Origin of the sequence: Streptomyces sp. NBC_01571 (assembly GCF_026339875.1) — a bacterium.
Classification (GTDB): domain Bacteria; phylum Actinomycetota; class Actinomycetes; order Streptomycetales; family Streptomycetaceae; genus Streptomyces.
This window is the reverse complement of sequence record NZ_JAPEPZ010000001.1, coordinates 4,205,710-4,224,623: the sequence shown is the minus strand read 5'-3', so window position 1 is coordinate 4,224,623 and position 18,914 is coordinate 4,205,710. Positions and strand designations below refer to the sequence as shown.

The following is an 18,914-nucleotide window of genomic DNA, read 5'->3' as shown; positions in this document are numbered from 1 at the left end:
GATCGGATCTGATCCGATCGGATCGGCCGCCGAGTTACGAGGATCTGAGTACGCGTACTCTGTCGGGCCGCCCCCGGCACGGGAACCCTCGTACGCATGACCGAGAAGCTGTTAAGCCCTCTGCGCACGCGCCCCTGGCCGGAACGCTGGCTGACGCGCGTGCTCGGCGCCGCCCTCTCCGGCGCGGCGTACCTCCTCTGCCTGCCGTGGGACCTGCGCAACCGTCCCGAGACACCCGGGTCGCTCACCGAGACGACCCCGGTGACCGTCCTCGGCATCGTGCTCCTCGGCGGGGCCCTGCTGTTCCTGGCGGCCTACTTCGGCCGCCGGGACGCGCTGGCCTGGCCGTTGCTGCTGGTCGCGGCCCCGCCCGCCGCCCTGATGTACGTCTCCTTCCACGCCCACCCGGAGCCACCGGACGCCGCGGTCTGGCCACTGGCGTGGGCGTCCTTCACGCTGGTCGTCGCGGCGGGGGTGCTGGTCGCGACGGCGGTGGCACGGCAGTTCAGGGCGGACCTGGAGGAACAGGCCGACACACCGTTCCTCACCGGCCGTCGGGCCGGATCCTGCGGCTGAGGGCTGTCCCGTAATCCCCGGCGGGCGCACGACGACAGCTACGGCACCTCGCCGCGTTGTCGGATCTCCCTGATACGCCCAGTATGAGGACGACCCTCCGCCTTGCGATGCACCGCATCTGACGCCGCGCGCTGATCCACCGGGGATTACGGGACAGCCCTCAGGCACCCGTGGTGGACCCCGGACGAATGATCATCAGTATCGTCACGGTGGCCCAGAGCAGGTTGAAGACGCCGGTGAACATGGCGAGCCGGACCGTCGCCCGGGGGCCCGCCGTGCCGGTGTCGTGCCAGATGCCCTCCACGATCGCGGTCTGCCGGGGCAGCACCAGCGCCGCGAGCACGGCCGCGGCGACCGCCGTCAGGGCGATGGAGACGATCAGCCAGGTGTCGCCGAGGACACCCATGGCACTGGCGGTGGCGAACCCGAACACGGGGACGACGACGCCGACCGTCGCGTACACCCGGCAGATGCGGTGCAGCAGTTGGACGGTGGAGCGGGCCTGACCGTCCCGCGGCTCGGAGAGCGCCTTACGGGCGGCGGGCGGGAACATGCTGGCGGCGACGGTGACGGGCCCGATCGCGACGATCGCGGCGAGGACGTGCACAGCAAGAAGGAACTTGGTCACGGGGTGACGCTATGGGCGGCACGGATCTTGCAGAAGTGGCACTTTTGCCAGGGCACGACGGATTCCCGCCAGCGGATGTCACGTCGCCGATCCGCAGGGGTCGTACACGGTGGTGCGGAAGCCGTACGACGCGGTCGTACGGCTGCCCTACGCGGCCGTAGGAGGCCATAGGAGGGCATGAGAGGCCATGGTCTGCGTACGAGCCGAGGGCGCCCCACGGGACCAACCGGCGGCCCACCGCGGCGGAGGCGGGGTGGTGCCCTTGGCCATAATCCGGCGGACGCATACGCTCTGGCCATGCACACCGTTGCCGTACTGGCCCTCGACCAGGTCATCCCGTTCGACCTCTCGGCTCCGATCGACGCCTTCGGCCGGGCACGCCTGCCGGACGGCCGCGCGGCCTACCGGATCCGGGTCTGTTCGGTCGAGGCGGGCCAGGAGGTCGGCGCGGGCCTGTTCACGCTGCGTGCGCCGTACGGCCTGGACGCGCTGGCCGAGGCGGACACGATCATCCTGCCCGGGACCGAGAACCCCACCGCCCCGCTCCCGCCGGGGGTTGCCGAAGCGCTGCGCGCGGCGGCCGCGAACGGCACCCGGATCGCCTCGATCTGCGTCGGCGCCTTCGTCTTCGCCGCCACCGGTCTGCTGGACGGGCTGCGCGCGACCACCCACTGGATCGCGGCCGGGGACCTGGCGGCCCTGCACCCCGCCGTGACCGTCGACCCGAACGTCCTCTACGTCGACAACGGCCAGTTCCTGACCTCGGCGGGCGCGGCCGCAGCCCTCGACATGTGCCTGCACATGATCCGCCGGGACCACGGTTCGGCCGTCGCGGCGCACGCGGCCCGGCTGTCGGTGATGCCGCTCGAACGGGAGGGCGGCCAGGCCCAGTTCATCGTCCACGCCCAGCCGCCGGCCCCGGCCGGCACGACCATGGAGCCGCTGCTCGGCTGGCTGGAGGAGAACGCGGACCGGGACCTGACCCTGGAGGACATCGCCGTCCGGGCGGGCACGAGCACCCGTACCCTCAACCGCCGCTTCCGCGAACAGACGGGCACCACACCACTCCAGTGGCTGCACCGCGCCCGGGTCCGCCGCGCCCAGTACCTGCTGGAGACGACCACGTACCCGGTCGAACGCATCGCCGCCCAGGCGGGCTTCGGCTCCCCGACGGCGTTCCGGGACCGCTTCAAACGAGTGGTGGGGACGAGCCCGTACGCGTACCGACGGGCGTTTCAGGGGGCGGAGGAGCGAGCCTCCTGACGCGGGGGGCGGACGCGGAGACGCGGCCGAGCTGTGCTCTGCGCCGTGCTCAGGCCCGCCGGTCGGCCACGGCCCACGAGGCGAGGGCGACGGCCCCGGCGACTCCGAACACCGCGGGCCAGGCGCCCACCTTCTTGGCCAGCGGATGCGACCCGGCGAAGGCGGCGACGTAGGCGACGGTAAGCGCTCCGGCAGCCTTGCCACCGGCCTGCCGCCGCCACTGCTGCGCGGCCGTGGCCCCCGCGGCGGCCAGCACGACCCCACCGAGCTGCCGCTTCATCGTCCACCGGGCCACGCCGTACCCACCGACAAGCCCACCGGCGGCCACCACCGCGGCCGGGATCTTCGCCATTGCTGCCTCCTGCGGCTGTCTGTGCCTGCACCTACCTGCACCTACCTGCGCATGCTGAACAAACCGAGGCTAACTCGGACGGACGGCTGACCGACGGTCGCCCTCCAACCCTCCTATGAAGGCCCTCCAGGGGTGCGAACGGAAGACGACGACAGGCCCATCGGTCTCCTTGGAATCCCGTACCAGGACGCCGTCCACGCCGCGTGCGCACTCGACGCATTCGCCGCCCGCGCCGTTGCTGTAGGAGGACGTGAACCAGGCGGAGGTGCGGGCGGCCATGGACGGTGCGACGTTCATCTCGCATACCCCTTGAGGACGGTTTCGATCAGTTCGGCGGAGCGCCGAGGGCTCAAAGCCGCTGCTCGCAGTCCGTCGAAGGCCCTCGTGTACTCACGCACATGATGCTCGCCTTCGAGGTATACGGCATCGGTGATGCCGTCCCGATAGACGAGGTCCGGGTCCTCCTGGTCGGGGAAGCCGAGCAGCGTGAACGAACCAGTGGCCGGGTAGGTGCCCGCGTCGAAGGGCAGCACCTGCAGAGTCACACTGGGCAACTCGATTGATTCCAGGATTCGTTCGAGCTGTTCACGCATGAGCGCTCGATCCCCGATGACGTTGCGCAACGCGCCCTCGTTCACGATGAACCAGGCATCGGGACCGCCGGCCCGCGTCAACATCGCCTGCCGTTCCATCCGCACCCGCACCGCACGGTCGATGTCCTGGGTGGACAGGTGCGCGCCGGTCCTGTGGAGTTCACCGGCGTACGCCGAGGTCTGCATCAGCCCCGGCAACAGCTCGCACTGGTACTGGCGGAACGTGGAGGCGTCCTGCTCCAGACCGATGTAGATGGAGAACCACTCCGGAACCCCGGCGCCGTGCACCTGCCACCAACCCCGCGTCCTTGCCTGCCGGGCCAGCGCCTTCAGAAACTCACGCAGCTCGTCACTTGTGGCGTAGAACCGGCACAGGGCATCGATGTCGGACGGCTGGATCCTGCCGCTGCCCGTCTCCATCCGATTGACCTTGGAGCCACTCCAGTCCAGCGCGGCACCGACCTGAGCGCAGGTTAGCGCACTCTGCTCGCGGAGCTTCTTCAGTTCGATCGAGAGACGTCGACGACGTGCAGTCGGCGATCCGGCCATCCCAACCCCTTTCCTGATAACGGGCATTCAGTCTTTCGCCAAGGGGGGTGCGTGCCAATCACTCGGAAGTGGGAATCCCCCCGTGCACATTGCACGGGGGGATTCGCAGCCGCCATCCTGGCAAGCGACGCCACTCGATGTGAGCGTACGTAACGCTCTGTCAACCTATGGGGATGGCGTTTCCGTCGATGAGAGGGGTCTCGGTGATCCAACAGGTGTGCATGTCACGCAAGCCGTGGGACTTGGCCTTTCTGGCCGAACCGGAGGAAGTGGCCGCGCTGCGCCGCATCGTGCGGTTGCAACTTGAGCTCTGGGGCTTACAGGAAGCCACTGATACGGCCCAACTCTGTGTCAGCGAACTCGTCTCGAACGTGATCACGCATGTCGGCCCGGGCACCCCGACCACGCTCGCCGTCTCAATAAAGGGCACTTATCTACGCATTGAAGTCCACGACCCCGACACCAGGGCTCTCCCGACGCTTCTTGACGCGACTGCTGACTCCGAAGGTGGCCGTGGCATGGCGCTCGTCGGCGCGATTGCTGAACACTGGGGCGTCCAACTCCATGCCGACCGAAAGGTCACCTGGTGTGAGTTGGCGACCGGTCTGAACTCGCCCAACAGCCACACTGGTGGTGCCGGCGTGGCAAGAGCGGGCGTCCTCCTCAGCGCCTATGGCTCGGCGAGGGCGGCCCGACACGCGAGCCCGAGCACCTCAACTTTGGCAGCGGCCATGGCGGCGGAAACGGCAGTCGACGCCATCACTGATCTCCTCCACTGGCTGCAAGCACACGGCCGCGACGTGGACGATGCGCTGGAACGCGCGCAGAGGCACTTTGAGGCGGAAGCCTGCGCGGGGGAGGAAAATCGACTATGAGGTGCTACCCCGCAGCGATTGCGGAGTATGTCCAGACGTCCGCCGGAATCTCATGTGCCAACTTCCACGTGATCGCCATCGGCTTGCTCCCTTCGTGCCCGTCGTACTTGCCGGGGCCGAGCAACACCCATGGCTGGGCTCCGCCGATATCAGTGTTCTTGTAGCGGCGAACGAAGAGCAAGACGTGGCTACCTTCTCTGGCGTGGTGCTGGTAGCGGAGGCCGGTAGGGGAAGTGGCCGAGGTCTGGTTCTGCGACTCCCAGTGGAAGCGGGTCTCGCTCAGCGCATAGTCGTGATATCGGGTCTGTGGGGAGAAGTCCTTCTCGTCTTTATCCAAGGTGATCAGTAGGGCGTCGGTCTTGATCGAGTCACACCACTTGACTCCCTCGCGGAAGTCACCTGGCATAAAGCCGCCGATGAAGGATTGGCCGAGCGCGGGGAGGATCTCTTCTCGACTGTAGGAGGCGTGCACCGTGAGCGGAATGCCGGCCTTCCCGCCGACCCCGAGCAGCGGGATGGGAACATGCTCGGTGTGGGCGAGGTTGTACGCCAACACCCGGCGTAGCTCGTCGCGCACGGCGTGCTGGCGGCGCAACGTCGAAAATCCGGCATCATAACTCGCGAAGCTCTTCCGGGTGATTCCACCGAGCGGCCAAAGCTGGAAGAACAGCATGCGGGCGTAAGCCTGCCCCTGTTCGTTCAATGCGTTGTAACCGGGCGCGTCATCTTCCAGCAGTCGCGTGTACGCGGCAACGCGCAACGGGTCGTCCACGTGAAGGAAGGCGGAAACTCGCTTGAGTAGCGTGGCTTCACCTTCGGGCGCTTCGCTCTTCAGAAGTCCAGAACGCCGGAGCAACCCGGTCCATGAGTTCCCGTTGCCTCGGTAGAGCTCCCGTAGCTCCCGCCCACTCTCCTCTAGGTACTTGCTAAGCCTCGGCTCGGCGTAATCTGCGACTTCCCTAGCTAGAGCAGTCACATTGACACCGATCTGCTCCTTGATGTTAGCGATGATGACCTTCTTAGCCTTCTCCTCAAGAATGATCTGGCAGCCGGAGGGGAGCTGTGGAAAGTCATGCTCGATGTTGTCCAGGAGACGCTTACGGGTGAGGTTCGTCAACGCTCTGAACTGGTTCTCGAAACGGAATTCTTTACGGTGCTGACCGATGAAGTCCAGTACGGTCAGCACTGCTTTGCCCTCCGTGCGGCGGAGGCCACGGCCAAGCTGCTGGAGGAACACGGTCGCGCTGGAAGTGGGGCGCAGTAGGAGCAGCGTGTCTACGTCGGGAATGTCGAGGCCCTCGTTGAAGAGGTCGACCGAGAAGATTACCTGTAGTGACCCCGACCGGAGATCGGCCAGCGCCTGATCACGCTGGTTGGTGGGAGTCTCGCCGGACAGAGCAACGGCATGGAGACCCGCTGCCCGGAAGTACTCGGCCATGAAGTGCGCGTGCGCGACCGACACACAGAAGCCCAAGGCGCGCATAGTTCCAGGCTCAGCGATCTTCTCCTCAACCGCCTTCGCAACCAGTCGAGCCCGCGCGTCATTACCCGTGAGTACATTGCTCAGAGCGCTCGCGTCGTACGCTCCACGCTTCCACTCCACCGTGCTCAGGTCGGTGTTGTCACTGATTCCGAAGTAGTGGAAAGGACTGAGGAGATCGTTTTCCAAAGCTTCCCACAGCCGCATCTCGGCAGCGATGCGGCCATCGAAGAACTCATTTTGGACGTTCTTGCCGTCCATGCGCTCAGGGGTTGCGGTCAGCCCCAACAGTTCCAACGGCTGGAAGTGATCGAGGATCTTCCGGTACGTTGGCGAGGTGCCGTGATGGAACTCGTCGATCACAATTACGTCGAAGTGGTCGGGAGAGAGCCGGCTCAGTGCGCCAGCGCTCAGCGACTGCACGCTGGCGAAGACGTGTGTCCATCGCTCCGGGATTTCCCCGCTGTGGAGGGACTCCCCGAAGTTCGGGTTCACCAAGACATCTTGGTAGGTCCGCAGAGACTGCTGCAAGATCTCCTTGCGGTGGGCGACGAACAGCAGCCGCAGGTCGCGGTCATGCTTCTTGCGTAGCTGCTTGTAGTCGAGAGCCGCCATGACGGTCTTACCGGTGCCGGTCGCAGCCACCAGCAGATTCCGGTGTCGGTCATGAACCCCGCGCTCAACTTCGAGTCGCTCCAGCATGTCGCGCTGGTGTGGGTAAGGCCGCACCTCAAGGCCGGACAACGTGATCCTTCGGGCCGCGGACGACGTCGAGGACGTACCTCCCGCGATCGCCAACGCCTCCTGCAAGCGGGCTCCATCCGCATCAGGGTTGTAGGTCTCGAAGGAAGGGTCGCTCCAGTACGCCTCGAAGGTTGCTTCGAACTTCCGCAAGACGTCTGGGGTGGCGATGGAAGACAGTCGGACGTTCCACTCCAGTCCATCGAGTAGGGCGGCCTTGGAGAGGTTGGAGCTACCGACGTACGCCGTGTCATAGCCACTGCCGCGCCGGAACAACCAGGCTTTGGCATGGAGGCGAGTGGAGCGCGTCTCGTAGTTGACCTTGACCTCGGCGTTGAACTCTCGCACCAGCCGGTCCAGGGCGCGCCGCTCAGTTGCTCCGATGTAGGTCGTCGTGATGACGCGTATCGGCACGTCCCGATCGTGGGCGGCTTTCAAGGACTGCTCGATGATGCGTAGACCGTGCCACTTCACAAAGGCGCAGAGCAGATCGACGCGGTCTGCAGTGGCGAGCTCGGCACGCAGTTCGAAGCCGAGGCTTGGATCTTCGGGCGAGTTGGTGATGAGCGCAGTGTCAGAGAGGGGGATGCCGGGGCGCACAGTGAAGACCCCGGGTGCTTCTTGCTTGGTCAGCGCGAGGAGTTGGCGAGGCCCGTCTGCCACCAGGTCCACCCACTGTTGTGCTCCCTCAAGCGTGCTGATGGAGTCCAAGATGTGGTTTGCCGCGTATACCCGTTCCTCTGCAGGGAGGTTCTGGAGCACGTGGCGTACCGTCCGGGCGATGTGTCCTGCCAGAACATGGGGAACAGACTCGGCCCCCACTGTGTCGCTCACCGGATGCCACCCGAGGCTCGCGAACTCCTTCAACTTCTGTTCGAAGCGCACGGTGATGAGTTCCTCGTACACCCCCACGGCCGGCTGCGTCAGATCCCCCGACTCGGACACGCTGATCCCCTTGGTCGCTCAGATAGCTCTGCACATGTCTAACAGAGGCCACTGACAGCGGGCTGGCGATGACCAACCGCTGGACGTAGAAGAGGTCCGTCGGCTTTCCACTGGCCAGGGGCGCAGGCCGCGCCCCTCAGTGATCAGATATCCGACGCGGTGAGGCCGTCAAGCAGGGGTCGTGAGGGGTACGCTCTGCTGCGTGTCTGGCTGACCGGGCGCTGCGTGGGGGCCGGCCGGCCTTCGGGCACCGCGGCAAGCGAGCGCGACCCCGGTGCACAGGGGGATGGCTCCCGTACGCGCTGGCCATGACAAACCCCGGGCTCATCCGGCCTGTGGCCGCCCAGTCACCGACGGGCGTCGTACGAGGTGGCCGGTCTCTGCGAGGGTGGCCGGCGGAAGCGACCTACGGGGCCCCGGCCGACAGGCCAGGGCCAGAGCACGGCGCTCCTTCGGTTAATTGGACGCCCCGTGACACTCCCCATACCCTCGCCCCGACCCGCACCAGCACACAACCCCCCGCTGCGGCGGCCAGGACGTCGCTCGGCCTCGGGCCGCCAGGGTCGTCGCGTACTGGGGGAGGAGTGTCGTGTCGGACGGGGACGAGGCCTCCGAGGCGGAGAAGGCCTCGTAGGACGGGACCGTGCCGGTGACGATGCCCAGGTTGGGGGTGCCGGAGGCGGACAGTTCGCGCAGGGACGCCTCTATCGTCGCGAGGTGTTCCTCGTGGGACGGGTACTCCGCGGCGAGGGACGGATACGCGGCGAGGAGTTCCGCCAGTTCGGCGGCGGGCCAGTGCAGGACCGCGACCGGGAACGGGCGGGAGAGGGCCTCCCGGTGCGCGCCCAGTTCGGCGCGGAGGCGGCTGATCTCCGCCTGGAGCTCCGCCGGGTTCTCCGAGCCGAGTGACCACACGCGCTTGGGGTCGTGGAGTTCGTCGAGGGAGACGGGGGACGAGTGGAGGGTGTCCGCGAGGGCGTCCCAGTCGTCGTGGGCGACGCCCAGCATGCGGCGGACGCGGTGGCGGCCGAAGAGGATGGGGCGGGTGGCGTACGGCGGGTCCGTCACGTCCGTCAGGAGCAGCGTCGCGCCCTCCGTGAACGTCTCCTGCGCCGCCTCCAGCTCGTCGTGCGACTCCAGCGCCTCGGCCACGATCACCCAGGGGGCGGGGTCGCGCGGGGACGCGGCGCGGACTCCGTCGATGATCGCGCGCGCTTCCGCCTCGTGGCCGTACTCCCACAGGTTCGACGCCTTCAGGGCGCGGACCAGGTGGGGGCGCTCCAGGGGCGTCGGGGAGGACAGGAGGCGGTCGTAGAGTGCGCTGGCGCCGGGGCGGTCGCCGGCCAGTTCGAGGTGGGCCGCGGCCTGCAGGAGCAGGTGTTCGGCGTCCTCGGGATAGAGGCCGGCGGTCCGCTCCAGGCGTGCGGCTTCGGCGGTGTGGTCGACGTTCTCGGCAGGCGTGTCGGGGCGCATGGGGGACACCGTACTGCCGTCGCCTTACGAAATGGAGAGATCCGCTGGCCAGAGGGTGAGCGCGGGCGGCCGGTAACCGTCTCGGGGGCACGGGAGGACAGGGGCCGGGCGCCCCTCCACGGTGGGCGCCCGGTCGCGCGGCGGGCTCAGGTCACCACGCCGTCGACCTGCAGTGTCTGCACCGCGCCCGCCGCGAACGGCACGCTCAGTGACTTCCCGTTCAGACGCGTGTCCGAGTGCGCGGTGTAGAGGTCGCCGCCACCGTCGGTGAGGGTGTTCCAGCGGGGGACCAGGCCGCCCGTGGAGCCGGTCACGGTGGTGAAGCGGGTGAGGTCGAAGGTCAGGGTCCGGGCGGACGTGGACTTGTTCGCCGCGACGATCACCAGGCGCTTCGCCGTGGTGTCGTACGCCGCCACCGCGTAGTCCACGCCCGTGTCCACGATCGTCATCCCGGGGCGGATGTGGCGGCTGAACTGGGCCATCACATAGAGCTTCGTCTCGACCGCGCCGGCGGTGAGGGTGCTCGCGTCGTACTTGATCATCCCCCAGCCCGCTGTCGGGTCCATGACCTGCCAGTAGACCCAGGCGGTCGGGTGCAGCCAGCGGAAGTCCAGGAGCAGGTTGCTCGCCAGGGTGAGGCCCGTGCCGTCGCCGTCGCCGTACTCGGAGTTCCACAGGGCCTTGCCCCCGGTGGTCACGGCGTCCGTGTAGAGGAGGTCACGGCGGCCGCCCGACCCCTGGTAGCCGTGCACGTTGACCCGGTCGACCAGCGCCTTCGTCGTCGGGCCGAAGGAGTTCCAGGTCGTACGCGCCAGGTCGTAGCTCGTCTCGTCGGATGCCGAGATCCTGGTGTCCGTGAGGCCGCGCCGGTCGAGTTCGCCGCGCAGGTAGGGCAGGACGGCGGACTGGACGGAGGCGTCCACATGGCAGCCCTCCTGGGTGCCGGTGGCCGTCCACCAGTTGGAGGACGGCTCGTTGAAGGCCTCCACCGTCGAGAAGTTCACGCCCCAGTTGTTCCTGGCGTACAGGGCCACCGCGGCCAGGTGGGAGGCGTGCTGGCGGTAGTTCCAGGACTGGAGGTTGTTGCCGCCGCCGGCCGCGCCCGACGGGTTGTGGTTGAGGCACATCCACCACATCGGGGAGTTGGCGAACAGCTCGCTCGTCGCGCCGCGCGCGGTCGCCCTGGTGAGGGCGGCGCGCTGGGTGGCGTCCGCCGTCCACTTCCAGGCCGACGAGGTGGGGTCCTCGTTGTTCCAGTCCTGCCAGTAGCCCTCGATCTGCTTGTACGCGGGGATGCCGGCGGAGGCGGCCATGCTCTCGCCGCCCACGCTGTTCCAGCTGCACGCGCCGAGGTTGTAGCGGGCGATGTTCAGACCGAGGCCCGGCAGCGCGGCGCCGTTGTAGGTGACCGACCTGGTGGTGAAGAAGAGGTCCGCGAAGTCGTCCCGGGCCCCGAACACGTTGGCCCACCATGCGAGCGAGGTGCCCCAGCCGTCCCATGTCCCGTACGTGGCACCGGGGTTGACGGCGATGGTCGCGTCGGCATACGCGGTCCCTGTCGCCAGGGCGCCACCGAGGACCGTACCGCCCGCTGCGGCCAGCAGTGTTCTGCGTCGGATCACGGCTCTCCACCTTTCCGTACCGCTCGACTGCCGCTCGTCCTGGCGGCGTCGGCCTGTCCGGTCGATGACACCGGTCCCGCCGGTGCCCTCAGGAAGCATCGGGTGTGGCGCGTGGGGTTGTCGAGGGTTGCGACACCCCTTTCTAAAACGGCTGTACGAAGGGGCTCGGGCGAGAAGAGGCGTACAGGGCTGGTGACTTGAGGGGGTACGCCCTATCGTGCGGGCCCCGGCGCGGGCAACGGGCGTACCGGACCCAGGTCTGCGGGCAGGGGAGGCGAACCGGGAGAAGAGGGGTGCGCGTGCGGGTTCCCGTGGTGCGGCACAGCACTCTGCGCCGGCGTGCTCTGCGCAGACGCGTCCTGTGGACCGGCGGCGAACTTCTCGTCACCGTCGGCGTCGTCCTCCTGCTCCTCGTCGTTCACCAGCTGTGGTGGACCAACCGGCAGGCCCAGCACAACGCCGATCGCGAGGTGCGGGCGTTGGAACGGGAGTGGGGCGCACCCGGGACGCCGGGGCCGGCCGGTCCCTCCGCGGGGGCCGGCGCGGCGGAGACGGAGGCCGGAGGCGGGGACGGGAGCGCCCGGGCCCCGGAGCGCGAACGGGGGGCCGGGTCCACCGACACCTCCGCCGCCGCGCCTCGCTGGTCCCGGGCGTACGCCGTCCTCACCGTCCCCCGTCTCGGCCTCCGTGTCCCCGTCGCCGAGGGCGTCAGCAAGCGGGACGTCCTCAACAAGGGGTACGTCGGTCACTACAAGGGTTCCCAACAGCCGGGCCAGACCGGGAACTTCGCGCTCGCCGGGCACCGGAACACCCACGGGGAGCCGTTCCGGTACATCAACCGGCTGCGGCCCGGGGACACCGTCCGTGTCGAGACGGCGTCCGCCGTCTTCACGTACGTGGTCGACAGGACGCTGCCGCGGACCTCCGCGCGGGACGGCGGTGTCATCGGTCCGGTGCCGCGCAGCAGCGTCCGGCCGTCCTACGGCTACAGCGAGCCGGGGTACTACATCACCCTCACCACCTGCACCCCCGAGTACACCTCCACGTACCGCCTGGTGGTGTGGGGGAAGCTGCGGTCCATGAAGCCCCGGTGAGCACCGTCAAGTCCCCGCAGGACCCGGGCGTCCCGGAGAGCGCCGCTCCTGTGAGCCGTGAACTCCCCGCCCGCGGAACCGTCGTGCCCCTCCCGGACGTCGAAGAGGTGCCGGGCCCGGACCCGATCCCGACCCGGCGGGACCTGAGGATGCGCGAGAGGGGGAGTGGCCGATGATCCGTCGCCGGGCGACCGTGCGCTCCGCCGTCGCGTCGTTCCCTCATCCCCTGCCCCTCGTCGTCCTCTTCCTGGCCGAGGTCGTCCTGCTCGACGCCGGTGGCCTCTCGGCCGCCGTCGCGGTCGCCTTCGCCGCCACCACGGCGGTCGGTTCCGCCCTCGCCGTGTGCGCCGTCCTCGCCGCGCGCTGCGCGCCCGTCGTCCCGCGCACGAGAGTCCGTACGGCCCTCCGTGACCGCGAGCACCGTACGGCCTTCCTGCCGCAGCGCGATCCCGACGCGGCGGGACGCAGCCGTCCCCGGGCACCGGGAACCGCCCTCCCGGCGACCACCGCGTAGGCCACGGCACCCCCTTCCGTACGCTCCGCACCTTCCGTGCGACCGCCGTGGCTCACGCGGGTCGTCATGCCGACAACTGCTTCGACTCCGGCACGACGAGACCCTCGGAGGGCTCATCCATGTCCACACTCATGTCCGTTTTCGCCACTCTGGTCGAGCAGGTCGCCGACCTGTTGGAGCCGCTGTTCCACGCCTCCGCGGCCGCCGCCGCGATCGTCGTGATCACCGCGCTCGTACGGCTGCTCGTGCACCCCCTGTCCCGGGCGTCGGCGCGCGGGCAGCGGGCGCGTACCGCGCTGCGCCCGCGGGTCGCCGAGCTGCGCGAGAAGCACGGCGGCAACCCGGAGAAGTACCAGAAGGCACTGCTGGAACTGCACGCGCGGGAGGAGGTGTCGCCGCTGGCCGGCTGCCTGCCCGGACTGCTGCAGATACCGGCCTTCTTCCTCCTTTACCACCTGTTCTCCAGCACGACGATCGGCGGCGGACCCAACGGGCTGCTGAACCATCGGCTGTTCGGCGCGCCGCTCGGCCACCGGTACGCGGACGCGCTCGGGGACGGCGGGGTGTTCGGGACCCAGGGGCTCGTCTACCTCGCTCTGTTCGCGGTGGTCGCTGCGGTGGCGACCTTCAACTACCGGCGTACGAAGCGGACGACGGCCGCCGGGGCGCCGGAGACCGGCGGGGAGCAGCGGGTCCCCGGGCTCGGCGCGGTCGGCGCGGTCATGCCGTTCCTCTCCTACTTCACGCTGCTCACCGTGGCGCTGGTGCCGCTGGCCGCCGCGCTGTACGTCGTGACCAGCACGACGTGGAGCGCGGTGGAGCGGGCGGTGCTGTACCCCTGAGCCCGCTGGCCGGGCCGCCCCGGGGTGACGCCGGCGGGCGGTCCAGTCCGTGAACGGGGTCTTGCGGACTGGACGTGCAGCTTGGAGGATCGACCAGTCCTCCGATGGCTGCACCCATGGGAGGCTGCCCGCGATCGAGGGAGATTGTGATCATGAAGCTGCTGCGAGTCGGTACGGCGGGATCGGAGCGGCCCGCGCTGCTCGACACCGAGGGAACCCTCCGGGACCTGTCGGGTGTCGTCCCGGACATCGACGGGCCGCTGCTCGCCGACGACGCGGCGCTCGGCCGGATCCGTACGGCCGCCGAGTCGGGGGAGTTGCCCGCGCTGGACGCGGCGGGGCTGCGGGTCGGGCCGCCGCTCGCCCGTATCGGCAAGGTCGTCTGCATCGGCCTGAACTACCACGACCACGCCCGGGAGACCGGGGCCGAGCCACCCGCCGAGCCGGTGATCTTCTTCAAGGCGGCGGACACGGTGGTCGGGCCGCACGACACCGTGCTCGTGCCGCGCGGGTCGGTCAAGACGGACTGGGAGGTGGAGCTGGCGGTGGTGATCGGACGTACCGCCCGTTACCTGCGGTCCCACGAGGAGGCGCTCGCGCACGTCGCCGGGTACGCGGTCGCGCACGACGTCTCCGAGCGCGAGTTCCAGATCGAGCGCGGGGGCACCTGGGACAAGGGCAAGAACTGCGAGACGTTCAATCCGCTGGGGCCGTGGCTGGTGACCGCCGACGAGGTCCCGGATCCGCAGGACCTGGCGCTGAGGCTGTGGGTCAACGGCGAGCTCAAGCAGGACGGCACGACGGCCGAGCAGATCTTTCCGGTCGCCGAAGTGGTCCGCTACGTCAGCCAGTTCATGACCCTTTACCCGGGTGACGTCATCAACACCGGTACGCCGGCGGGGGTGGCACTGGGGCAGCCGGAGCCCAAGCCGTATCTGCGGGCGGGGGATGTCGTGGAGCTGGAGATCGAGGGGCTGGGGCGGCAGCGGCAGGTCTTCGACAAGGCGTAGGGCTCTGCCGGGTGAGGTGAGGTGAGGTGGGGTGCGGGGAGATCAGGGTGGTGGGTGAGCTGCGGGTGGGTGGGGGTCGGGCGCGCAGTTCCCCGCCCCTGATGGGCGCGTTCGTGTGGGCGTCCTGCGAGGGTGTGTTCTCCTGACCGGACGAGCCCGTGCCCCGGACGTGGGGCACGGGCTCGGCGCGTCAAGGGGTCAGGAAGTGGGTCAGGGCCTCGACCACCATCGCGTGGTCGTCCAGTTGGGGCAGGCCCGAGACCACTACGGTGCCGATCACGCCCGCGCCCTCGACCGTGACCGGGAACGCGCCGCCGTGGGCCGCGTACGTGTCGGGGTCGAGGCGTGAGGACTCCTCGAACGTCGTGCCCTTGGCGCGGAAGCGGGTGCCGACCAGGAGCGAGGAGCAGCCGTAGCGCTCGACGACCCGGCGCTTGCGGTCGATCCAGGCGTCGTTGTCCGGCGTCGAGCCGGGCAGCGCCGCGTGGAAGAGCTGCTGACCACCCCGCCGGATGTCGACGGCGACGGGGGCGCGGCGCTCACGGGCGAGCTCGACGAGCAGCGTGCCGAGGACCCACGCGTCGTCGTGGGTGAACCGGGGAAGCACCAACCGGCGCTCCTGCTCCTCCAGTTCCGCGATGTCCGGGGCGCTCACAGGGCCACCACCGTGTTCTCGCCGGCGGAGCGGCGCGCCGCCTCCAGCACGTCGAGCGCTGCCGCCGCCTCGAGCGCGGTGACCGGGTTCGGTCCGCCGTCACGCAGGGCGGCCGCCACCGCCGCGTAGTACGCGGGGTACGCGCCCGGGAGCGTGGGCTCGGGCCGGCCGCCTCCGGTGAGCGGGGACTCGCCGGAACCCACGCGGCCCCACAGGGACTCGGGCTCGACACCCCACTCGGCCGTCGTGCCGGGACGCCCGCCCTCGCGCAGCTCCGCCTCCTGCGGGTCGAGTCCGTACTTCACGTAACCGGCGCGAGAGCCGAGGACGCGGAAGCGCGGGCCGAGCTGCGCGGTGGTCGCCGAGACATAGAGGTGGGAGCGGACGCCGCTGGTGTGCGTGATCGCGATGAAGGTGTCGTCGTCCGTCCGGGCGCCGTCGCGGCGGATGTCCGCCTCGGCGTACACCGAGGCCGCGGGGCCGAAGAGGACGAGCGCCTGGTCGACGACATGGCTGCCGAGGTCGTAGAGGAGACCTCCGATCTCTGCCGGGTCGCCGGACTCGCGCCAGCCGCCCTTGGGCTGCGGACGCCAGCGCTCGAACCGGGACTCGAAGCGCCATACGTCGCCGAGCTCGCCCTCGTCGAGCAGCTTGCGGAGGGTCAGGAAGTCGTTGTCCCAGCGGCGGTTCTGGAAGACCGAGAGGAAGAGGCCGCGCTCGTCGGCCAGGGCGGCGAGCGCCCGGGCCTCGGCTGCCGTGCCGGCGAGCGGCTTGTCGACGACGACCGGGAGGTTCGCCTCGAGGGCGGCGGTCGCGAGCGGGACGTGGGTCTTGTTCGGAGAGGCGATGACGACCAGGTCCAGCTCGTCGGCGCGTGCCCAGAGCTCGTCCGGGGTGGCGGCGAAGCGCACCTGGGGGAACTCGGCGCGGGCCTGCTCCTGCCGCTCCGGGTTCGAGGTGACGATCGTGTCCAGGGCCAGGCCCTCGGTCGCGGCGATCAGCGGGGCGTGGAAGACGGAGCCCGCGAGCCCGTAGCCGATGAGGGCCACGCGGAGGGGGGCGCCGGGGGCGGAACCTGCTTCAGGACCTGTGTCAGTCGTGCTTCCTGTCATGACTCCACTTTCGCAACGCTGTTGCCAAAGTGCAAGCGCGGGGGACAATGGCGTACGTGAACAGGACCAGCGCGGAGTCGGGAGCGAGCCTGCCGGGGCGGCTCGAGGGGGCGGGGGCGAATCTGCTCGCCCTGCGCAGTCACAACGGGGCGCTCGTGCTCGACCTGCTGCGCACGGCCGGGCCGACGGGCATCAGCCGTCTCGAACTCGCCGAGCGCACCGGGCTGACCCCGCAGGCCGTCAGCAAGATCACCGCTCGGCTGCGGGCGGACGGGCTGGCGGCGGAGGCGGGGCACCTGGCCTCGACGGGCGGCAAGCCGCGTACCGTGCTGCGCCTCGTCCCCGAGGCCGGGCACGCGGTCGGGCTGCATCTCGACCGGGACGAGCTGACGGCGGTGCTCTGCGATCTCGCGGGCACGGTGGTCGCCGAGCGGAGGGCGCCGCTCGGGCTGGGGGCCGGGGCGGGGGCCGTCGTCGAAGGGGCGGCGCGGGAGGTCGAGGCGCTGATCGGGGGAGCCGGGGTGTCCGTCCTGGGAGTGGGCGTCGCGCTGCCCGGACCGCTCGACCACGCGCGGGGGGTGCTGCACCGGCTCACGGGGTTTCCGGAGTGGGACGGGTTCCCGCTGCGGGACGCGCTGGCGGGGCGGCTCGGGGTGCCGGTGGTGGTGGACAAGGACACCAACGCGGCCGCGCTGGGGCTGGCGGTGGGCGGGTGCGGGCCGGGGCGGGAACCGGGGCCCGGACAGGGTGCCGGGTTCGGTGGCGGTGACAGCCATGGCGACAGCAGCCACAGCCACAGCCACGGAGCCGGCGGCCGTGCCGGGGACCACGCCGGCGGCCGTCCCCGACCGCGCGAGGGCGGAGGTGAGGGCGGCCGGGGCGGCCGGGGTGTTCCCGCGAGTGGGGAGGCCGCGTTCGCCTATCTGCATCTCGGTACCGGGCTCGGGGCCGGGCTCGTGTTCGGCGGGGCCGTGCACCGGGGCGCCCGTACCGGGGCGGGGGAATTCGGGCACCAGGTCATTCAGCTGGACGGCCCCCTGTGCGACTGCGGCAACCGCGGCTGCGTCGAGGCGCTGTGCCTCGCCGCGGTGGGACGCGGCGCCGTGGACGAGGCGGCTCGGGTGCTGGGCGCGGGGGCCGCGAACCTGGTCGGGTTGCTGGACATCGATCTGGTGCTGCTCGGCGGCCGCACGGTCGCGGCCCATCAGGAGGCCTTCGTGCGCGGTGTCGGTGCGGTGCTGGGGGAGCGGGCCCGGCGGGAGGGGACGGACACGGTTCCGGTGCGGGTCGCTCCCGGCGGGGCGCGCGGGGTGGCGGAGGGGGCGGCGCAGCTGTTGCTGGCCCCGTTGTTCGGGCGGGGAGAGGGCTGAGAGACGCCTCGGTCCGCTGTTCGAGGGGACTTCCGCGGCCGATCGGGGCCACGGTCGGGCGTGGCGGCGCGGGGCCGCCGGGCGGGAGTGGCAGGGTCTCGCGTGCCGTTGCCCGTTACCGCCTGACGCTCCTGGTCCCCACCGTCCTCGATCGGCAAAGGCCTTTCATGCGACCGCGCCCGTCCCTCCCGCTCGTCCTGAACTCGCTCCCGTTCGCCCCGACCGCCGCCGCGCCCGCCCTCGCGCCCGCCCTCGCTCTCGCCCTCGCTCTCGCGCCCGCCCCCGCGCACGCGCTCGTGGCTCCCGCGGACCCCCGTCCCACCTGTGCCGCCCCCGACACCCGCGCCTTCCCCGTCAAGACGCGGATTCACGGGGGGCCCGGCAGCTTCGAGGCCGGGGGCGGCTTCGGGACCTGGTACATCGATCTGACCAACACCACGGCGTACACCTGCGGCGACATCCATCCGGTCGTCGTGCTGGTGGACGGCAAGCGGGCGCTGCAGCCGAAGCAGGCGCGGATGGAGTTCTACGAGGGTGAGAAGCCGCACCCGGTCGTGTTCGAGAAGAGCGACGAGGACGAGAACGTGGGGGCGTTCGACGACGGGTTCCCGGGGTTCACGGTGGGGCCGGGCCGGACGGTCACCGTGAAGGTGCGGCTCTCCGTGACCTCGGACGCGGTGCCGAACGACGTCGTCGCCAACGCGGCGGTCGTCCAGCGGCACGACGACGACGGGGACTGGGTGGGGGAGTCGAACGACTACCGGTTCCGGATCACCGGCGGTGACCCCGACGTGCCCGGGACCGCGGAGAACCACGGCCGTACCGATGGCGGCGCCACCGGCGGGGGCGGCAGCGGCGGCACCGGCGGAGGGGGGAGCGGCGGTGGCGACGGAGGGGACGGCACCGCCCCCGACCAGGGCGGCGGCAGCGGCGGCACCGGCGATGCCAGTGCCGGTACCGATTCCGCCACCGGCGGGGGCGGGTCCGGTGGCGGTGACAGCGGCGGCGGCACCGGCGGCGACGGAGGCACGGGCGGGGGCACGGACGGCGACGGGGGTACGGGTGGAGTCTCCGCCGCGGACGAGCTCGCCGAGACCGGGCCCGGCGCGCCGCACGGGTTCGGCGCGGCCGGCGTCATCGGCCTGTTCGCGACCGGTGTCGCCCTGTTCGTCGTGGCCCGCCGAGCGCGGTCCGGACGTCGCTGAGTGCTTCCTCCGGGC

The 18,914-nt window shown here is 70.2% G+C and carries 18 protein-coding genes; 9 read left to right on the top strand and 9 right to left on the bottom strand.

Annotated elements, in window-relative coordinates; translation table 11 throughout:
* The first annotated feature begins 96 nt into the window (after positions 1-96).
* Entirely contained in the window at positions 97-576 is a 480-nt protein-coding gene (locus OHB41_RS18950; protein ID WP_266699414.1) for a hypothetical protein, read from the top strand.
* A gap of 160 nt (positions 577-736) precedes the next feature.
* On the opposite strand, the gene OHB41_RS18945 is transcribed toward OHB41_RS18950, so the two are convergent.
* A complete protein-coding gene (locus OHB41_RS18945) occupies positions 737-1,204 on the bottom strand; it encodes a DUF2269 family protein (RefSeq protein ID WP_266699413.1) in 468 nt (155 codons plus the stop codon).
* Positions 1,205-1,501: 297 nt separating this feature from the next.
* Here OHB41_RS18945 and OHB41_RS18940 point away from each other — a divergent pair, with 297 nt between their 5' ends.
* Positions 1,502-2,467 carry a GlxA family transcriptional regulator gene (locus OHB41_RS18940; RefSeq protein ID WP_266699412.1) on the top strand — a complete coding sequence of 322 codons (966 nt, stop codon included), beginning with the start codon at positions 1,502-1,504 and terminating at the stop codon, positions 2,465-2,467.
* 49 nt (positions 2,468-2,516) lie between these two features.
* Here the strand turns inward: OHB41_RS18940 and OHB41_RS18935 are convergent, their stop codons facing one another.
* The 3 genes from OHB41_RS18935 to OHB41_RS18925 form a co-directional block, all read right to left on the bottom strand.
* Entirely contained in the window at positions 2,517-2,819 is a 303-nt protein-coding gene (locus OHB41_RS18935) for a hypothetical protein (RefSeq protein WP_266699411.1), read from the bottom strand.
* Positions 2,820-2,888: 69 nt separating this feature from the next.
* Complete coding sequence (locus OHB41_RS18930; RefSeq protein ID WP_266699410.1) at positions 2,889-3,116, bottom strand: DUF397 domain-containing protein; 228 nt, start codon at positions 3,114-3,116, stop codon at positions 2,889-2,891.
* On the bottom strand, positions 3,113-3,961 hold the full coding sequence (locus tag OHB41_RS18925) for a helix-turn-helix domain-containing protein (RefSeq protein ID WP_266699409.1): 849 nt from the start codon (positions 3,959-3,961) through the stop codon (positions 3,113-3,115). Before OHB41_RS18925 ends, OHB41_RS18930 begins: the two co-directional genes overlap by 4 nt.
* A gap of 221 nt (positions 3,962-4,182) precedes the next feature.
* Here OHB41_RS18925 and OHB41_RS18920 point away from each other — a divergent pair, with 221 nt between their 5' ends.
* A complete protein-coding gene (locus OHB41_RS18920; RefSeq protein WP_526025050.1) occupies positions 4,183-4,836 on the top strand; it encodes an ATP-binding protein in 654 nt (217 codons plus the stop codon).
* A 4-nt stretch (positions 4,837-4,840) separates the two neighbouring features.
* Here OHB41_RS18920 and OHB41_RS18915 read toward each other — a convergent pair whose 3' ends face one another.
* The 3 genes from OHB41_RS18915 to OHB41_RS18905 all read right to left on the bottom strand — a co-directional run bounded on the left by OHB41_RS18915 (position 4,841) and on the right by OHB41_RS18905 (position 11,097).
* Positions 4,841-8,002 carry a DEAD/DEAH box helicase gene (locus tag OHB41_RS18915; protein WP_266699407.1) on the bottom strand — a complete coding sequence of 1,054 codons (3,162 nt, stop codon included), beginning with the start codon at positions 8,000-8,002 and terminating at the stop codon, positions 4,841-4,843.
* Positions 8,003-8,458: 456 nt separating this feature from the next.
* Positions 8,459-9,475, bottom strand: coding sequence for an SEC-C domain-containing protein (locus tag OHB41_RS18910; RefSeq protein ID WP_266699406.1), 1,017 nt, complete (start codon positions 9,473-9,475; stop codon positions 8,459-8,461).
* A gap of 146 nt (positions 9,476-9,621) precedes the next feature.
* Positions 9,622-11,097 carry a glycoside hydrolase gene (locus tag OHB41_RS18905; RefSeq protein WP_266699405.1) on the bottom strand — a complete coding sequence of 492 codons (1,476 nt, stop codon included), beginning with the start codon at positions 11,095-11,097 and terminating at the stop codon, positions 9,622-9,624.
* A 299-nt stretch (positions 11,098-11,396) separates the two neighbouring features.
* Here OHB41_RS18905 and OHB41_RS18900 point away from each other — a divergent pair, with 299 nt between their 5' ends.
* From OHB41_RS18900 to OHB41_RS18885, 4 genes are all read left to right on the top strand, one after another.
* Positions 11,397-12,191, top strand: coding sequence for a class E sortase (locus OHB41_RS18900; RefSeq protein WP_266699404.1), 795 nt, complete (start codon positions 11,397-11,399; stop codon positions 12,189-12,191).
* 172 nt (positions 12,192-12,363) lie between these two features.
* Positions 12,364-12,705, top strand: a complete 342-nt coding sequence (locus OHB41_RS18895; RefSeq protein WP_266699403.1) for a DUF6412 domain-containing protein — start codon at positions 12,364-12,366, stop codon at positions 12,703-12,705.
* 131 nt (positions 12,706-12,836) lie between these two features.
* Positions 12,837-13,547: a YidC/Oxa1 family membrane protein insertase gene (locus OHB41_RS18890; RefSeq protein WP_266705982.1), complete on the top strand. Its 711-nt coding sequence runs from the start codon at positions 12,837-12,839 to the stop codon at positions 13,545-13,547.
* Between the two features lie 152 nt (positions 13,548-13,699).
* Complete coding sequence (locus tag OHB41_RS18885) at positions 13,700-14,557, top strand: fumarylacetoacetate hydrolase family protein (protein WP_266699402.1); 858 nt, start codon at positions 13,700-13,702, stop codon at positions 14,555-14,557.
* Positions 14,558-14,747: 190 nt separating this feature from the next.
* On the opposite strand, the gene OHB41_RS18880 is transcribed toward OHB41_RS18885, so the two are convergent.
* Together OHB41_RS18880 and OHB41_RS18875 are read right to left on the bottom strand one after the other, a co-directional pair.
* Positions 14,748-15,212: a heme-degrading domain-containing protein gene (locus OHB41_RS18880; protein ID WP_266699401.1), complete on the bottom strand. Its 465-nt coding sequence runs from the start codon at positions 15,210-15,212 to the stop codon at positions 14,748-14,750.
* On the bottom strand, positions 15,209-16,324 hold the full coding sequence (locus tag OHB41_RS18875) for a Gfo/Idh/MocA family oxidoreductase (RefSeq protein ID WP_266699400.1): 1,116 nt from the start codon (positions 16,322-16,324) through the stop codon (positions 15,209-15,211). Before OHB41_RS18875 ends, OHB41_RS18880 begins: the two co-directional genes overlap by 4 nt.
* Before the next feature lie 47 nt (positions 16,325-16,371).
* On the opposite strand from OHB41_RS18875, the gene OHB41_RS18870 reads away from it, so the two are divergent.
* Together OHB41_RS18870 and OHB41_RS52640 are read left to right on the top strand one after the other, a co-directional pair.
* Positions 16,372-17,694, top strand: coding sequence for an ROK family transcriptional regulator (locus OHB41_RS18870; RefSeq protein WP_266699399.1), 1,323 nt, complete (start codon positions 16,372-16,374; stop codon positions 17,692-17,694).
* A gap of 167 nt (positions 17,695-17,861) precedes the next feature.
* Positions 17,862-18,899 carry a hypothetical protein gene (locus OHB41_RS52640; protein WP_526024936.1) on the top strand — a complete coding sequence of 346 codons (1,038 nt, stop codon included), beginning with the start codon at positions 17,862-17,864 and terminating at the stop codon, positions 18,897-18,899.
* The last annotated feature ends 15 nt before the right edge of the window (positions 18,900-18,914 follow it).

Excerpts from the sequence above, each read along its gene's own strand:
- OHB41_RS18895 (WP_266699403.1), top strand. The coding sequence starts at position 12,364 with ATGATCCGTCGCCGGGCGACCGTGCGCTCCGCCGTCGCGTCGTTCCCT.
- OHB41_RS18890 (WP_266705982.1), top strand. The coding sequence starts at position 12,837 with ATGTCCGTTTTCGCCACTCTGGTCGAGCAGGTCGCCGACCTGTTGGAG.
- OHB41_RS18925 (WP_266699409.1), bottom strand. The coding sequence starts at position 3,961 with ATGGCCGGATCGCCGACTGCACGTCGTCGACGTCTCTCGATCGAACTG.
- OHB41_RS18930 (WP_266699410.1), bottom strand. The coding sequence starts at position 3,116 with ATGAACGTCGCACCGTCCATGGCCGCCCGCACCTCCGCCTGGTTCACG.
- OHB41_RS18950 (WP_266699414.1), top strand. The coding sequence starts at position 97 with ATGACCGAGAAGCTGTTAAGCCCTCTGCGCACGCGCCCCTGGCCGGAA.
- OHB41_RS18910 (WP_266699406.1), bottom strand. The coding sequence starts at position 9,475 with ATGCGCCCCGACACGCCTGCCGAGAACGTCGACCACACCGCCGAAGCC.
- OHB41_RS52640 (WP_526024936.1), top strand. The coding sequence starts at position 17,862 with ATGCGACCGCGCCCGTCCCTCCCGCTCGTCCTGAACTCGCTCCCGTTC.
- OHB41_RS18920 (WP_526025050.1), top strand. The coding sequence starts at position 4,183 with ATGTCACGCAAGCCGTGGGACTTGGCCTTTCTGGCCGAACCGGAGGAA.
- OHB41_RS18885 (WP_266699402.1), top strand. The coding sequence starts at position 13,700 with ATGAAGCTGCTGCGAGTCGGTACGGCGGGATCGGAGCGGCCCGCGCTG.
- OHB41_RS18870 (WP_266699399.1), top strand. The coding sequence starts at position 16,372 with ATGGCGTACGTGAACAGGACCAGCGCGGAGTCGGGAGCGAGCCTGCCG.
- OHB41_RS18940 (WP_266699412.1), top strand. The coding sequence starts at position 1,502 with ATGCACACCGTTGCCGTACTGGCCCTCGACCAGGTCATCCCGTTCGAC.
- OHB41_RS18875 (WP_266699400.1), bottom strand. The coding sequence starts at position 16,324 with ATGACAGGAAGCACGACTGACACAGGTCCTGAAGCAGGTTCCGCCCCC.
- OHB41_RS18935 (WP_266699411.1), bottom strand. The coding sequence starts at position 2,819 with ATGGCGAAGATCCCGGCCGCGGTGGTGGCCGCCGGTGGGCTTGTCGGT.